This window comes from Bradyrhizobium acaciae, from assembly GCF_020889785.1.
In the GTDB taxonomy this organism is placed as follows: Bacteria; Pseudomonadota; Alphaproteobacteria; order Rhizobiales; family Xanthobacteraceae; genus Bradyrhizobium; species Bradyrhizobium acaciae.
On record NZ_JACMYK010000168.1, the window covers coordinates 1 to 14,793 of the forward strand.

Consider the following 14,793-nt stretch of genomic DNA (forward strand, 5'->3'; position numbering starts at 1 on the left):
GCGCGATGCCGCTCGCCACCGCCACCGCCGCGCCGCCGCTCGAGCCGCCGCTGGAACGCTCGGCACTCCACGCATTGCGGGTGCGGCCGAACAACGGCGAGTCGGTCAGGCACTTGCTGCCGAACTCCGGCGTCGTGGTCTTGCCGATCAATATTCCGCCCTGCGCACGAAGCCGGGCCACCGCGACGGCATCCTGATCGGGCACGTTGTCCTTGTAGGGCACCGCACCGAAGGTCGTCCGCACGCCTTTGGTGCTGACGATATCCTTCACGGTGAACGGGATGCCGTGCAGCAAGCCGAGCGGTTCGCCGGCCATGAGCCGGCGCTCCGCGCGCTTCGCTTGGGCCACCGCTTCGTCGCCACACAGCGTGATGAAGCAATTCAATTCGGGCTGCAGCCGCTCGGCACGGGCCAGCACCGCAGCCGTCACCTCGACCGGAGACACGTCCTTGCGGGCAATTCGGGCGCGAAGCTCAACGGCTGATAGCAGGCACAGATCGTCGCTCATTCGGGCACGCGCTCGCAATCGGTGTTTCGGTGACGGCATCGTGCCGTGCCGCGTGCGGCAAGTCCATCACCTCAGGCGCATGGCTTACCAAGTGTCGGCGGGCAACTCCCGGCTGCGCGGCGGATCGGCGCCGGGGCGCGTGCAGGTGAAGGCGGCGCATTTGCAGGCGAAGGTCAGCGCACGGGTCAGCTCGGCCGCGGAGATGTCGGCGAGCCGCGTCCGCGCGATCCGGTCCAGCCGATGCAACGCAGCGAGCAGCGCCGCCTGAAAGCTGTCGCCGGCGCCGATCGTGTCCACCACCTTGACCACAGGCGACTTGACCTCGATCGCTCCGGCCTCGCGATGCCAGGCAGAGGCCCCCTCATTGCCGCGGGTGATGACGACGAGCGACGCGCCGCCCGCCAGCAGCGCTTCGGCTCTCGCGGCGTAGGCCACGTCGCCAAACAGATAGGCGAAGTCGATGTCGGACATTTTCACGATGTCGGCCTTGCCGCAGAACGCCAGCATGCGCGTGCGATAGGCCCCCTTATCCTTCACCAGGTTCGGCCGGCAGTTCGGATCGAGCGCGATCGTCACGTTCGGCCGCGCATCGTCGATGAAGGCCAGCGTTTCGGCGGCGCCCTTGTCGTGGACCAGCGTGGTCGAGCCGGTATGAACGCAGCTGACGCCGTCAAGCGCGATCGCCTCGCGCCGGTAGGTCCAGTTCCGCGATGCGGTGTCGGCATCGTAGAAAGCGTATTGCGTCTCGGTGCCCGTCACGCGCGCAAAGGCCAGCGTAGCCTGATGGTCGCTGCGTGTGGCACAGCTGAGGTCGACGGCTGACGCTGCGGCATGATCGGCGATCATCTTGCCGAACGTATCGGTGGAAATGCCGCCGACAAAGCCGGTGGGAACATCGAGCCGGGCGCTGCCGATCGCGATGTTGAGGCAGGAGCCGCCGACCGCGGGTGTCAGGGCTTCGCGTCCATCCGCCGTCCGCGACGGCAGGAAATCGATCAGCGCATCTCCGCAACTCAGCAGCATGCAAACACCTTAACCCAGCGCCTCGCCGGGCGCCTGCTTCATCGCTTCGCGGCCGGCGCGATCAAGCTGCCGCAGCATCTTGTGCACGCCGCGCTTCCGGCGGTGGAAATCGGCAAGCGCGGGCTTTGTCGGTTCGCTCAGCCGCCCCAGCGCCGACATGCCGGCCATCGCGGCATTGATCGAGTTGTGCGCGCCGCTGGCGACTGCGCCCAGCATCGCGGCGCCCAGCAATACGGGCTCTTGCGTCTGCGGCAACGCCACCGTGTAGCCTGTGGTGTCAGCCATGATCTGGCGCACCAAGGGGCTGCGGCTCGCGCCGCCGCCGATCACGATGGTCTTGCCGTCGACGCCATGGGCCTGCAGGGCCTCGATGACGTCGGCAAGGCCATAGGCCAGCCCACACAGGCCCGCGATGAACAGCCGCTCCAGCGCCGACACGTCGGTGTCGAGATCGAGCCCCGCGATCACCGCGCGCGAGCCGGGATCGGCATAAGGCGAGCGATTGCCGAGGAATTCCGGCAGGACGTGAACGTTGCGGGCGAGCAGCGCGGCCGCGCCGGCGTCGCCGCTGCGCGCCAGGATGCGCTTCTCGAGGTATTCGATGACATCGATGCCGTCGCTCTTCGCCGCGAGCGAAACCTCGGCATGCGCCGGGTGCGACTTGAGCAGATGATCGATCGCGGCCCCTGCCGCCGATTGCCCGCCCTCGTTGAGCCAGAAGCCCGGCACCATGCCCGAGAAGTACGGGCCCCAGACGCCGGGTACAAAGCATGGATCGACCGTCGTCGCCATGATGCAGGCCGACGTTCCCATGATGTAGGCGAGCCGCTTGCAGACATCGACCTCGGCGCCAGAACCATCGCGCCCGCCGATCGCGCCGACGCCACCGGCATGGGCATCGATCAGGGAGGCGCCGACCGCGGTTCCCGGCAGCAAGCCAAGATCACGCGCGGCATCCCCCGACAGCCCACGGCCGAGCGGCGAGCCGGGCGGCACGATCTCGGTACCGATCCGGGCAAAGCGATCGGCCGCGAGCGCCTCCAGTCCGACGCGCTTGAGGAAGGATTCACTCCAGCCGCCTTCGCCTGCGACATAGGTCCATTTGCAGGTGACCGTGCAGGTCGAGCGCGCCAGTGAGCCGGAGGCACGGAACGAAAGATAATCGGCAAGATCAAAGAAATGCCCGGCGGCTTCGAAGGTCGCGGGCAGATGCCGCTTCAGCCAGAGAATTTTCGGGATCTCCATCTCCGGCGAGATGGCGCCGCCGACATAGCGCAGCACCTTGTCGCCGGTCGCGTTGACGAACTCAGTCTCGTCCATCGCACGGTGATCCATCCAGACCACGACGTTGCGCGCTGGATCGCCGGACGGGCTGACGCTCAGCGGCCGGCCCGCTTTGTCGAGCACGACCAGCGAGCAGGTCGCGTCGAATCCGATGCCCTTGACGTGTTCGGCGGCGATGGCGGCCTGCTGCATCGCATTGCGCACGGAGGCAACGCAGGCCGCCCAGATGTCATCGGAGGATTGCTCGACGATATCGCCGGGCTCGTGCCAGACCCGGATCGGATGCCGGGCCGATCCCAATAGCGTCCCGGCCTCGTCGAAGACGCCCGCGCGGGCGCTGGTGCTTCCGACGTCCACCCCGATATAGGCTTGCCGCATGTTCGCTCCGTCAGAGCGTGACGACGTGTCTTCGAAACGTCGTCGCGCCCTTACTTCTGTGTCAGCATCGTCCGGAAAACCGGTCCCCATTCATCCGGATCATGCTTCGGCGCGAGCCTACCAGCAAGTGTAACCGCCATCGACCAGGACGATGCTTCCGGTCATCAGGCTCGCCGCCTCGGAGGCAAGGAACAAGACCACGGAGGCGATCTCGTCGACCTGCCCCATCCGCGCCATAGGGGTTCCACCGATCCAGGCGTCGTACATTCTGGGGCTGTTCTTCACGAAGGCGTTCAGCGGCGTCTCGATATAGGTCGGCGCCACCGCGTTGACGCGAACCCCGCGCGCGCCCCATTCGGCGGCGAGCGATTTGGTCAGATGATGCACCGCGGCCTTGGAGGCGTTGTAGAAGCACTGTTCCTGCGGTTTGTTGACGATAAAGCCCGACATCGAGCCGACATTGACGATGGTGCCGGATTTGGCCTTCAGCATGTGATTGCCGAAGGCGCGGCAGCACCAGAAGGTGCCGTTCAGATTGACGTCGATGACGTTGAGCCAGTGCTCGTCGGTCACGGTCTCAGCCGGCGTCTCGCTGCGGGCGATACCGGCATTGTTGACGAGGATGTCGACCCTACCGTACTTGCTCACCAGCTCGTCGGCGACCGCGGAGACGCGCCCGGAGTCCGTTACATCCATCAGCGCGATGTCGGCATCGAAGCCCTTGGCTTTCAACACAGCCTGCGCGTCATTGGCGACCTTGGCGTCGCGATCGCCGATGATGACCTTGGCGCCGGCTTCCGCAAGCGCTTCGGCGCAGGCGAGCCCGATGCCCTGACCGGCGCCGGTGATGATGGCGGTCTTGCCGCCGAGCTTGAATTTCTCGAGATACATTTTCTTCTTCCTTTGCCTAGAGCCCGCGTTTCGCGGGCGTGCCGCCCCGGCCAGAGCGAGATCGACGGCGGAGATCGTCCGCGATTTTTTTGAGCATGATCTGTTCCGAAAACCGCTTCACACTTTTCCGGATCATGCTCTACGCGCGGATCGACTTTCCGCTGTCGTCGAAACGGTGGATGCGCGCCGGATCCGGGATCAGCGACACCTTGTCGCCGGGATGCAGGTCGAGCTCGCCGATGTAGCGTGCGGTCAACATTCCCTGCGGTCCGGCATCGACATAGAGGAAGGTGTCGCTGCCGAGATGCTCGGCGACCGAGACCGTGCCGTGCCAACCGCCCTGCCCGTTGCGCTCGACCTTAAGATGCTCGGGCCGTACGCCGATGGTGGTGGCACCCTGCTGCTTGGCGAGCTCGCCGGTCACGAAGTTCATTTTCGGCGAGCCGATGAAACCGGCGACGAACAGATTCGCCGGTTTCTCGTAGAGTTCGAGCGGCGAGCCATATTGCTCGATCTTGCCGCCGTTCAGCACCACGATCTTGTCGGCCATGGTCATGGCCTCGACCTGGTCGTGGGTGACGTAGATCGCCGTGGTGCCGAGCTGCTTCTGCAGCCGCGTCACCTCGAGCCGCATCTGCACCCGCAGCGCGGCGTCGAGGTTTGAAAGCGGCTCGTCGAACAGGAACGCCTTCGGCTCGCGTACGATGGCGCGCCCGATCGCGACGCGCTGGCGCTGGCCGCCGGACAGCTCGCGCGGCTTGCGGTCGAGATAGGGCGTGAGATTGAGGGTGGCCGCGGCAGCCTCGACCTTGCGATTGATCTCGTCCCTGGCGACGCCGGCCATCTTCAGGCCGAAGGCGATGTTGCCGCGCACGCTCATGTGCGGATAAAGCGCGTAGGACTGGAACACCATCGACAGCCCGCGCTTGGCCGGCGGCACGTCGACCACGTTGCGGCCGTCGATCAGGATCGCGCCGCCGGTGACGTCCTCGAGCCCCGCGATCAGCCGCAGCAGCGTGGTCTTGCCGCAGCCGGACGGACCGACGAACACGACGAAGGAGCCATCGGCGATATCGAGGTCGGCGCCCTTGATGATGTGGACCGGCCCGAACGATTTTTGCACACCCTGCAGCGTAATCTGACCCATGGAAAGCCTTTCTGCTACTTGACCGCGCCGAAGGTCAGGCCACGGACGAGCTGCCGCTGACTGAACCAGCCGAGCACGAGAATGGGCGCGATCGCGAGCGTCGACGCCGCCGACAATTTCGCCCAGAACAATCCTTCCGGGCTCGAATAGGACGCGATGAACACGGTGAGCGGCGCGGCCTCGAGCGTCGACAGATTGAGGGTCCAGAACGCCTCGTTCCACGCCAGGATCAGATTGAGCAGCAAGGTCGAGGCGAGCCCCGGCACCGCCATCGGCGTCAGCACGTAGATCAGCTCGCGCCCGATCGTGGCGCCGTCCATCCGCGCCGCCTCGAGTATGTCCTTCGGGATCTCCTTGAAATAGGTGAACAGCATCCAGATCACGATCGGCAGATTGCCGAGGCAGAGGATGAAGATCAGCCCGGCGCGGGTGTCGAGCAGGCCGAAGGAGCGGTAGATCAGATAGATCGGCACCAGCACGCCGACCGGCGGCATCATCTTGGTGGAGAGCATCCAGAGCAGCACGTCCTTGGTGCGCTTGGTCGGCGAGAACGCCATCGACCACGCCGCCGGGATCGCGATCAGCATCGCGATCAGGGTCGAGCCGCCGGCGATGATGATCGAGTTGAGCGCGTGGTGGAAATAATCGCTGCGCTCCTGCACCGTGACGTAGTTCTCCGTGGTCCAGTGGAAGAACAGGAACGATGGCGGGATCGCGAAGGCCTCGAGCTCGGTCTTGAAGCTCGCCAGCACCATCCAGAGGATCGGGAAGAAGATCAGGAAGCCGACCAGCCAGGCCGCCGCCGTCGAGATCACCTTGTTCCGTGTCGTGACCATCCGCGCCATGGCGTTACGCCTCCAGATTCCGGCCGACGATACGAACGAGGAAAAACGCGACGATGTTGGCGAGCACCACCGCGACCAGGCCGCCCGCCGAGGCACTGCCGACGTCGTACTGGATCAGCGCCTGCGAATAGATCAGGAAGGCGATGTTGGTGGTCTGCAGGCCGGGGCCGCCGCCCGTGGTGACGAAGATCTCGGCGAACACCGTGAGCAGGAAGATGGTCTCGATCAGGATCACCACCGTGATCGGACGCGCCAGATGCGGCAGCGTGATGTAGATGAAGGTGGAGATTGCGCTCGCCCCGTCCATCTCGGCCGCCTCCTTCTGCTCCTCGTCGAGCGATTGCAGCGCGGTCAAGAGGATCAGGGTCGCGAACGGCAGCCACTGCCAGGAGATGATCAGGATCACCGAGAACAGCGGCGCCTCGTTGAACCAGTCGATCGCCGGCAGCCCGAACAGATGCGCGATCCAGGCGAACAGGCCCGACACCGGATGCATCAACAGGTTCTTCCAGACCAGCGCGCTCACCGTCGGCATCACGAAGAACGGCGCGATCACCATCAGGCGGACGATCGAGAGCCCGACCACTTGCTGGTCGAGCAACAGCGCCAGCGGCACGCCGAGGATGATCGTGATCGCGAGCACCGAGCCGACCAGCACCAGCGTGTTCTGCAACGAGGCGAGGAAGGCCGGGTCAGTGAGGAAGTAGCGGAAGTTCTCCAGCCCGACGAATGATTCGGAGCCGGGATCGAGCAGATTGTAATGCAGGGTGGCAAAGTAGATCGTGAGCGCCAGCGGCACGATCATCCAGATGAACAGCAGCGCCACGGCGGGCGTGAGCAGCGTGCGTGCGAGCAGTTGGGTCTGCTGGGTCGCCATCCCCGCCTCCTTCTCTCGGAAAGGAGCGACCATCCCGCTGCGGGACAGGATGGTCGCAAGTGGCCCAGCTCGGGAGGTCTAAGCTGGTCGGGCGGCCAAGGCGCTCGCACGCCTTGGCTTATCGGAAGTGATCTACTTGATGTAGCCCGCGCGCTTCATCTCGCGCTCGGTCGCGGACTGCGCAGCCGAGAGAGCGGCATCGACCGTGGTCGAGCCGGACAGTGCGGCCGAGAACTGCTGGCCGACCTGGGTGCCGATGCCCTGGAATTCAGGGATCGCCGCATACTGCACGCCCACGTAAGGCACCGGCTTCACCGTCGGCTTGTTCGGATCGGCCGCGTCGATCGAGGCCAGCGTCAGCTTGGCGAAGGGCGCGACCTTCAGATAGTCGGGGTTCTTGTAGAGCGAGGTCCGCGTGCCGGGCGGCACGTTGGACCAGCCTTCCTTCGACGCGACGAGCTTGGTGTAATCCTTGCTGGTCGCCCAGGCGATGAACTTCTCGGCCGCGTCAACCTTCTTCGAGCCGGCAGGGATCGCGAGGCTCCACGCCCACAGCCAGTTGGCGTTCTTGCCGAGCCCGGTGTTCGGGGCCAGCGCGAAGCCGACCTTGTCGGCAACCTTGGAATCCTTCGGGTTAGTCACCATGGACGCCGCCACCGTGGCGTCGATCCACATCGCGCATTTGCCGGCGCTGAACAGCGCGAGGTTCTCGTTGAAGCCATTGGACGAGGCGCCGGGAGGTCCGGCCTGCTTCATCAGGTCGACATAGGTCGTCAGCGTCTTCTTCCATTCCGGCGAATTGAACTGGGGCTCCCACTTCTCGTCGAACCAGCGCGCACCGAACGAGTTGGACATCGCGGTCAGGAACGCCATGTTCTCGCCCCAGCCGGCCTTGCCGCGCAGGCAGATGCCGTAGACGCCGCCCGACTTGTCGGTCAGCTTCTTGGCCGCGTCGACCACGAAATCCCAGGTCGGGCTTTCCGGCATCTTCAGGCCGGCCTTGTCGAACAGGTCGGTGCGGTACATCACCATCGAGCTCTCGCCGTAGAACGGCGCGGCATAGAGCTTGCCGTCGACCGAGACCGCATCCTTGATCTTCGGCAAGAGGTCGCCGACGTCGTAATCGGCGCCCAGCTTGTCGAGCGGCACCAGCCAGCTCTTCTTGGCCCAGATCGGCACCTCATAGGTGCCGATGGTGAGCACGTCGAACTGGCCGCCCTTGGTGGCGATGTCGGTGGTCACGCGCTGGCGCAGCACGTTCTCCTCGAGCGTCACCCATTTCACGGTGATGTCCGGATTCTTCGCGGTGAATTCGCTGGTCAGTCCCTGCATGCGGATCATGTCGCTGTTGTTGACGGTCGCGACTGTCAGCGTGGTCTGGGCGATCGAGGGGGCAGAGATCAAAAGACTGGCCGCGCCCGCAACGGCGCAAAGGACGTGTTTCACGGTGACCTCCCTATGTCACGTTGAGCATATGCCCACGTGTTGAGCGTATGTTCATCCCGTCGTCAAAATTTGTCAAGCGCGCGGGTGCGCCGTCCCGCGCGATTGCGGGTTCCAGCACAGCCTGGAATGGAGTTTTTGCGGGAGCGAAGGAAGCGTCTAGCGATCCAGCACGGCGCGCGCGGTGGCCTCATCGGTGATCAGGCCGTTGATCACCCGGCCTGCCAGTGCGGCCTTGATCGACGGCACATTGGCGATGCCGACGGCGGCCGCGATCGTGGTCGAGACTGCCGGGATCTGCGGCGGAATGCTGGTCAGGCGCTTGTTGGTGCCGCCCTTGATCAGGCGGCCCTTGGCATCATAGGCCCAGCCTGTCACCTCGCCGATCGCGCCGAGCCGCATCATCTCGAGCAGTTCCTCGCGGGTGACGAAGCCGTCGACATGGACCTGGGCCTTCTGGTCCATCTGGCCGATGCCGATCAGCCGCAGATCGGCCTTGGCAGCGACCGCCCTCACCCGCGCGATCGGATCGATGCGGACCATGCGGTTGCGTTCGTCCTCGCTCGACATCAGGAACGGCAGCGGCATCGGGTAATGGCGCGCACCGGTGCGGTCGGCCAGCCGCCCCACCGTGTCGTAGAAGCTCGCCGAGCCGTCGGCGGAGATGTTGCCTACCAGCGAGACGATCTGGTGATCGGGCCGCTCGATCGGCGAGACCCGCTCGACCGCCGCGCGCACGGCGCGGCCGGTACCCAGCGCCACGATCACCGGCGTCTCCGAGCGCAGCGTCGTCTCCAGCAGATTGGCGCTGCGTTCGGCGATCCCCGCATTCGACAGCGGCGCCGACGGATCTGACGGCACGACGTCGCAATGCACCAGATCGAACCGCTCCTTCAGCCGTGAGGCCAGCTCCATGCAGGCTGCAATGGGATGTTCGAGGCGAAACGTGATCAGCCGCTCCGCCAGGCACAGCGACACCAGGCGCTGCGCCGAGGCCCGCGACACCTGCAGCATTTTTGCGATCTCATCCTGGGTGTGACCGGCGATGAAATAGAGCCAGCCGGCGCGCGCCGCATCGTCCAGGCGAGACTTTTCGTTGTCGGGCGCAGCCATCGTTTTGCGTCAGCCTTCCTTCCAGAAATCCGTCATCGCGGCGAAGATTCGATCCGCCCCGGCCTGCCGCAGCAGAGCATTGCCGTCTGCCAACCGATAGTGGGTGCCGCCGACAAATCCCCACACTTTCATCCCCGCCGCCTTCGCGGCCATCACGCCGCTGACGCTGTCCTCGATCACAAGCGTCCGGCACGGCTCGGCTCCCATCGCGGCCGCCGCATACAAGAACAGATCCGGCGCCGGCTTGCCGTGCTTGACCATCTGCGAGGTATAGAGCCGCGGCCCGAAGCCCGTCGCGAGGCCGGTCAGGTCCAGCGAGAACGTCACGCGCTCGAGGTCGCTCGACGAGGCGACGCAATACGGCAACTGCAATTCTCCAAGCAGAGCCGCGATGCCGGCAATCGGTTTGAGTTGAGATCGGAATGTCTCGCGGACCTGCACCGCCAGATCGGGCAGGAAATTCGCCGGCAATGACTTTCCAACGGCGCGGCAATAGTCGAGCAAGGCCGCGGTGCTGCGGCCGAGAAAGAGTTCGAGCGCCCGTTCGGTGCTCATGTCGATGCCGGCGCTGACCATCGCCTCGGCGAGACAGCGGCAACTCAATTCCTCGCTGTCGACGAGCACGCCGTCGCAGTCGAAGATGACCAGATCGGTCTCGGGAAGCCGCGGATCCATCCCGGCATGAGATCATATGCTCACGTCATGAGCAATAGATCACAGTTTCGGCGGAATGCCGCGCCTCAAATGGTCGCGGTGCACCGTCAGGGATGCTGTGCGACAAGGCGAAATGCCGCATGACACACCTCTGATCGCGACCGTCGTCGCGGGCCTCGGATTGGCCTTCGTCTTCGGAACCATCGCCCAGCGCTTTCGGGTTCCGCCACTGGTCGGTTATCTGCTCGCAGGCGTCGCCGTCGGTCCGTTCACGCCCGGCTTCGTCGCCGACCAGGCGCTGGCAACCGAGCTCGCGGAGCTCGGTATCATCCTGCTGATGTTCGGCGTCGGCCTGCATTTCTCGCTGAACGATCTGTTGTCGGTGCGCAAGATCGCGGTGCCCGGCGCGGTCGCACAGATCGCGGTCGCGACGCTGATGGGCCTCGGCCTCGCGCTGTTGATGGGCTGGACCGTCGGCGCCGGCCTGGTGTTCGGCTTGGCGCTGTCGGTCGCAAGTACCGTCGTGCTGTTGCGCGCGTTGCAGGAGCGGCGGCTGATGGATACCGAGCGCGGCAAGATCGCGGTCGGCTGGCTGATCGTGGAAGACCTCGCGATGGTGCTCGCGCTGGTGCTGTTCCCGGCGGTCGCGAGCTTCCAGGGCGGCGACGGCGCAGCGCTGGTGTCAGATCCGCTCGCCACCCGCTTCGGCCTCGGACTGACCGGCGTGCTGGTGCTGACGCTGATCAAGATCGCGATATTCATCGCGCTGATGCTGGTGGTCGGACGCCGGCTGATCCCATGGGTGCTGCACTACATCGCGCACACCGGCTCGCGCGAGCTGTTCCGGCTGACCGTGCTTGCGATCGCGCTCTGCATCGCGTTCGGCGCGACCAAGCTGTTCGGGGTTTCGCTGGCGCTCGGCGCCTTCTTCGCCGGGATGATGCTGCGGGAATCGCCGCTCAGCCAGCGCGCCGCCCAGGAGACCCTGCCGCTGCGCGATGCGTTCGCGGTGCTGTTCTTCGTCTCGGTCGGCATGCTGTTCGATCCGCTCAGCGTGGTGCGCGAGCACTGGCCGTTTGTGGCGACGCTGTTCGTCATCGTGGTCGGCAAGTCGCTCGCCGCGCTGCTGATCGTCGTGCTGTTCCGCCACCCGATGGCGACCGCCCTGATGATCTCGGCGAGCCTCGCCCAGATCGGCGAGTTCTCCTTCATCCTGGCGGAGCTCGGTGTCGCGCTCAATCTGCTGCCGAAGGCCGGCCGCGACCTGATCCTGGCCGGCGCGATCTTCTCGATCATGCTCAACCCGCTGGTGTTCGCGGTGGTCGACTGGCTGACGTCGCGGCTCGAAAAGCCGGAGACCGCCTCGCCGACGGCCGCGACGTCCGAGGCGATCCCTGTCACCGAATTGTTGGATCATACCATCCTGGTCGGCTACGGCCGGGTCGGCAGCATCGTCGGCGACGCCCTCCATCGGCGCAACGCGCCGTTCCTCGCGGTCGAGGCATCCGACGACATGGTCGCAAGGCTGAAGCAGCGCGGCATCGAAGCCCTGATGGGCAACGCCGTGCGCGCCAGCGTGCTGCGCGCGACCAATCCGGCGGGCGCACGATCGCTCGTCATCGCCATTCCCGAAGCGTTCGAGGCCGGACAGATCGTCGAGCAGGTGCGCGCCGCAAATCCCGCGATCCAGATCATCGCGCGGGCGCATTCCGACGCCGAGGTCGATCATCTGAAGGGGCTCGGGGCCGACATCGTGATCATGGGCGAGCGCGAGATCGCCCGAGGGATGATCGAGGAGCTCGACCGGGCACAATCGGCATCCGCCATGCAACACGCAACGGCGGCCAGGGAAGACTCAGCGGCCTAGGTAACGGCCCCGACGGCCGAGGGAGCCCGCGCCGCGCGTGGGATCAATGGAGATCAGGATATGGCATTCAAGAGCCCGCATGTTTCGCTGGTGTCGTTCTCGATCGAGATCGGCAAGGACGGCACGAGCAATGTGATGCAGATCGAAACCGACTTGCATCTGAACACCCGCCATCCGAGCTATGACGCCGCCGCTGTCGAGCGGCTGGTGTCCGACGCGCAGGCCTATCTCGCCGGCAATGCCGACCAGATCACGCAAATCCGGCTGGTCTCCAACCGCGGCGGCCAGACCTGAGGAACTCTTTATTTGAGCATGATCCTTTCGGAAAACCGGGTCCCGCTTTTCCGGGTCATGCTCTAGCCGCCAAGGAATGCCGGCGCCAGGTCTTCCTGCACGATGATGTTGGCGGCTTCCGTCGTCAGCTCACTGCCGACCAGATCAAGATTCTTCGCAGCCTCGAACAGCATCGAGCGGACGTCATCCGGCGTCAGCACGCCCTTCGCGATCAGCTTGCGTACCAGCGCCTGCAGGATGAGAACGTCGATCTCGCCATGGGCCAGCGGCGTCGGCTTGTCCGTCATGATCGTCTCCGAGGCTGAGGTTCGTCGTTAGCGCGGCGGTGACGCGATATCCTTGTGCAACTCTTCAAATGCGCGGCGCAGCCCGTGAAGCTGATCGACCAGATGCAGGATGACGTCGATCCCCTCGTCGTTGACGCCGAGGTCACCCTTCAGGTCCCGGATTAGATGCGCGCGCGCCACGTCAGTGTCGGAGAAACTGATCTCGTGAGCGGTCTCGCCCGGAATGAGCCATTGCTGCTCGATCCAGAACTCCAGGGTCTGCACCTCCAGACCTGCATCGATGAGGAACTGCTGCTTGTTCATGATGCACCGCGTGGATTGAATCCCTTGCGATCCCAGGTCGACACGAACGCCTCGAGCGCGGGATCGGGTCCCTTGGGCAGGACCACCTTGAGCTTGACGAACTCATCGCCATGACCGCCGCCGACCTTGGGCGCGCCCTTGCCGCGCAGCCGTAGCGTCGTGCCGGTGTTCGAGCCCTTCGGCACCGTCATGGTGACCGCGCCGGTCGGGGTGGGAACATTGACCTTGCCGCCGAGCACCGCCTCCGACAGCGAGATCGGCAATTCCAGCGAGATGTCGTCACCGTCGCGGGTGAAGCGCGGATCCGGGCGAACGTCCACCTCGATCAGAGCATCGCCGGGACCGCCCTTGCCGCTGCCGGGCATCCCCTTGCCGCGCAGACGAATGACCTGTCCGTCGATCAGCCCCGGCGGGATCGTCACGTCGAGCGTGCCGCCGTCGGGAAGCGTGAGCCGCTTGCTTGCACCGGCGATCGATTCGGCGAAGTCGATCGCAAGGCTGTAGTGCAGGTCGCGGCCGCGCCGATTCGCGCGCGCCTGCTCTGTGCGCCGGAGCAATTCGGCGAACGCGTCGTCCTGATCCATGTAGTCGGCATAGCCTGAACTATCGGCATAGGGATGCCCCTCACCCGCGGTGGCGAAGTCCCTGTAGTAGCGATGCTGCGGGCGCTCGGTGCCATCAGCGTCGATCTCGCCGGCGTCGAAGCGCTTGCGCTTGTCGGCATCCGAGAGCAGATCGTTCGCAGCGGCGACTTCCTTGAATTTTTCCTCGGCGGCCTTGTCACCCGGATTGAGATCCGGGTGCAGCTTCTTCGCGAGCTTCCGATAGGCCTTCTGGATATCGGCCGCAGACGCCGTCGGGGCAACGCCAAGAACCTCGTACGGATTTCTCACAACCTGCTCCGCAACACCGTGAGTGCACCTGCAATCATGAGGGCGCAAAAGCAGGCGATTTGCAAGTGCACTTGCACCAGCCGGCAATGGGCGACGCAACACCCGTTCATGTCACAGGACGCTTTAAGAGGTATGTCCGGGGTCCAGATAGTTCGGCATGTTCTTTTGCTGCTGCGGCGTCATCTTGGCGGGATCCGGTTTGCCCGGCACGCCCCTTGGACCGAGCAGGGCTCGCTGCATGTCGTCCTCGCTCAAGCGAGGCTTGCCGTCGTCAAGCTGTCCGCTGCCGCCGTGACTCTGTGCCATGACCGACCTCCAGTGATGATCGCTTGCGCACGGGCAGAAGAGAGTGCGCACTCCGCCGGAACGATCCGGCGGAGCGCGAGATCATACCCTAATGTTGCTCCTGCCGCTTCTCCTCTGCGGGATGACCGGCAGGCGCACCATGCGGCGGGGCCTGAACATGCGGGGCGGCCTGCACGTGCGGTGCCGCCGGCTGCGGATGCGCCTCAGGGCGCGCCATCGTCTCCGGCCTTGCAGCAGGCTCCGGGCGAGGCTCAGGCCTTGCTGCCTGCTCCGGCCGCGCGACGGGCTTCGCGGCTGGCTCGGGCCGCGGCTCTTCCCTGCGCACCTCCGGTGCGGCAGGCCGCGCCGCTTCCGTTGCCGGCCGCGGTTCGACCTTGGGCGCGGCGACAGGTGCCGCGCGCTTCTCTTCGACCGCGGGCTTGTTCACCTCGGCAGGCGGATGTGCAGCAACGCCCTTCTCGGGGACCGGAAGCGCGTGAGATCCGGCAGGCGCCGGTGCAGCAGGATGCGGCTCGACCTTCGTCTCGGGCACGGGAGCCGCGTGCTTCTCCTCGACCGCAGGCTTGTTCACCTCGGCTGGCGGATGCGCCGCGGGAACCTCCTTGCCCGGGACCGGGAGCGCGTGGGAGCCCGCGGGTGCAGCCGCAGTCGCGGGTGCAGTTGGGGACCCCGGCCGCGCC

At 65.5% G+C, this 14,793-nt stretch carries 16 protein-coding genes and 1 pseudogene; 2 read left to right on the top strand and 15 right to left on the bottom strand.

The window, feature by feature from the left end:
- The 10 genes from H8A92_RS35495 to H8A92_RS35540 form a co-directional block, all read right to left on the bottom strand.
- Nucleotides 1–508 (bottom strand): amidase (locus H8A92_RS35495; protein WP_229199972.1); only part of this gene is annotated, 508 nt, incomplete at its 3' end.
- 84 nt (nucleotides 509–592) lie between these two features.
- Nucleotides 593–1,531, bottom strand: a complete 939-nt coding sequence (locus H8A92_RS35500; protein WP_229199973.1) for a carbohydrate kinase family protein — start codon at nucleotides 1,529–1,531, stop codon at nucleotides 593–595.
- Nucleotides 1,532–1,540: 9 nt separating this feature from the next.
- Nucleotides 1,541–3,193 (bottom strand): FGGY-family carbohydrate kinase, encoded by a 1,653-nt coding sequence (locus H8A92_RS35505; RefSeq protein ID WP_229199984.1) that lies wholly within the window; start codon nucleotides 3,191–3,193, stop codon nucleotides 1,541–1,543.
- Between the two features lie 117 nt (nucleotides 3,194–3,310).
- Complete coding sequence (locus H8A92_RS35510) at nucleotides 3,311–4,084, bottom strand: SDR family NAD(P)-dependent oxidoreductase (RefSeq protein ID WP_229199974.1); 774 nt, start codon at nucleotides 4,082–4,084, stop codon at nucleotides 3,311–3,313.
- Between the two features lie 139 nt (nucleotides 4,085–4,223).
- The gene (locus tag H8A92_RS35515; RefSeq protein WP_229199975.1) at nucleotides 4,224–5,231 is read right to left on the bottom strand and encodes an ABC transporter ATP-binding protein; all 1,008 of its coding nucleotides are present in this window, start codon (nucleotides 5,229–5,231) and stop codon (nucleotides 4,224–4,226) included.
- Between the two features lie 14 nt (nucleotides 5,232–5,245).
- Entirely contained in the window at nucleotides 5,246–6,076 is an 831-nt protein-coding gene (locus tag H8A92_RS35520; protein ID WP_229199976.1) for a carbohydrate ABC transporter permease, read from the bottom strand.
- A 4-nt stretch (nucleotides 6,077–6,080) separates the two neighbouring features.
- Complete coding sequence (locus H8A92_RS35525) at nucleotides 6,081–6,953, bottom strand: carbohydrate ABC transporter permease (protein ID WP_194459220.1); 873 nt, start codon at nucleotides 6,951–6,953, stop codon at nucleotides 6,081–6,083.
- A 132-nt stretch (nucleotides 6,954–7,085) separates the two neighbouring features.
- Nucleotides 7,086–8,399 carry an ABC transporter substrate-binding protein gene (locus H8A92_RS35530; protein ID WP_229199977.1) on the bottom strand — a complete coding sequence of 438 codons (1,314 nt, stop codon included), beginning with the start codon at nucleotides 8,397–8,399 and terminating at the stop codon, nucleotides 7,086–7,088.
- Nucleotides 8,400–8,555: 156 nt separating this feature from the next.
- Nucleotides 8,556–9,509, bottom strand: a complete 954-nt coding sequence (locus H8A92_RS35535; RefSeq protein WP_229199978.1) for a sugar-binding transcriptional regulator — start codon at nucleotides 9,507–9,509, stop codon at nucleotides 8,556–8,558.
- 9 nt (nucleotides 9,510–9,518) lie between these two features.
- The gene (locus H8A92_RS35540) at nucleotides 9,519–10,184 is read right to left on the bottom strand and encodes an HAD family hydrolase (protein WP_229199979.1); all 666 of its coding nucleotides are present in this window, start codon (nucleotides 10,182–10,184) and stop codon (nucleotides 9,519–9,521) included.
- Nucleotides 10,185–10,296: 112 nt separating this feature from the next.
- Between H8A92_RS35540 and ybaL the strand changes: the two genes are divergently transcribed.
- Together ybaL and H8A92_RS35550 are read left to right on the top strand one after the other, a co-directional pair.
- Nucleotides 10,297–12,030, top strand: a complete 1,734-nt coding sequence (ybaL, locus tag H8A92_RS35545) for a YbaL family putative K(+) efflux transporter (protein WP_229199980.1) — start codon at nucleotides 10,297–10,299, stop codon at nucleotides 12,028–12,030.
- 60 nt (nucleotides 12,031–12,090) lie between these two features.
- The gene (locus tag H8A92_RS35550) at nucleotides 12,091–12,324 is read left to right on the top strand and encodes a hypothetical protein (protein WP_229199981.1); all 234 of its coding nucleotides are present in this window, start codon (nucleotides 12,091–12,093) and stop codon (nucleotides 12,322–12,324) included.
- A gap of 62 nt (nucleotides 12,325–12,386) precedes the next feature.
- Here the strand turns inward: H8A92_RS35550 and H8A92_RS35555 are convergent, their stop codons facing one another.
- From H8A92_RS35555 to H8A92_RS35575, 5 genes and pseudogenes are all read right to left on the bottom strand, one after another.
- Nucleotides 12,387–12,611 (bottom strand): hypothetical protein, encoded by a 225-nt coding sequence (locus tag H8A92_RS35555; RefSeq protein ID WP_016843345.1) that lies wholly within the window; start codon nucleotides 12,609–12,611, stop codon nucleotides 12,387–12,389.
- A gap of 27 nt (nucleotides 12,612–12,638) precedes the next feature.
- The gene (locus H8A92_RS35560) at nucleotides 12,639–12,914 is read right to left on the bottom strand and encodes a chaperone modulator CbpM (RefSeq protein WP_229199982.1); all 276 of its coding nucleotides are present in this window, start codon (nucleotides 12,912–12,914) and stop codon (nucleotides 12,639–12,641) included.
- A complete protein-coding gene (locus H8A92_RS35565; RefSeq protein ID WP_229199983.1) occupies nucleotides 12,911–13,807 on the bottom strand; it encodes a DnaJ C-terminal domain-containing protein in 897 nt (298 codons plus the stop codon). Before H8A92_RS35565 ends, H8A92_RS35560 begins: the two co-directional genes overlap by 4 nt.
- Nucleotides 13,808–13,930: 123 nt before the next feature.
- Entirely contained in the window at nucleotides 13,931–14,113 is a 183-nt protein-coding gene (locus tag H8A92_RS35570; protein WP_163149556.1) for a hypothetical protein, read from the bottom strand.
- 88 nt (nucleotides 14,114–14,201) lie between these two features.
- Nucleotides 14,202–14,793 (bottom strand): annotated as a pseudogene (locus H8A92_RS35575) (hypothetical protein); the annotation flags it as partial.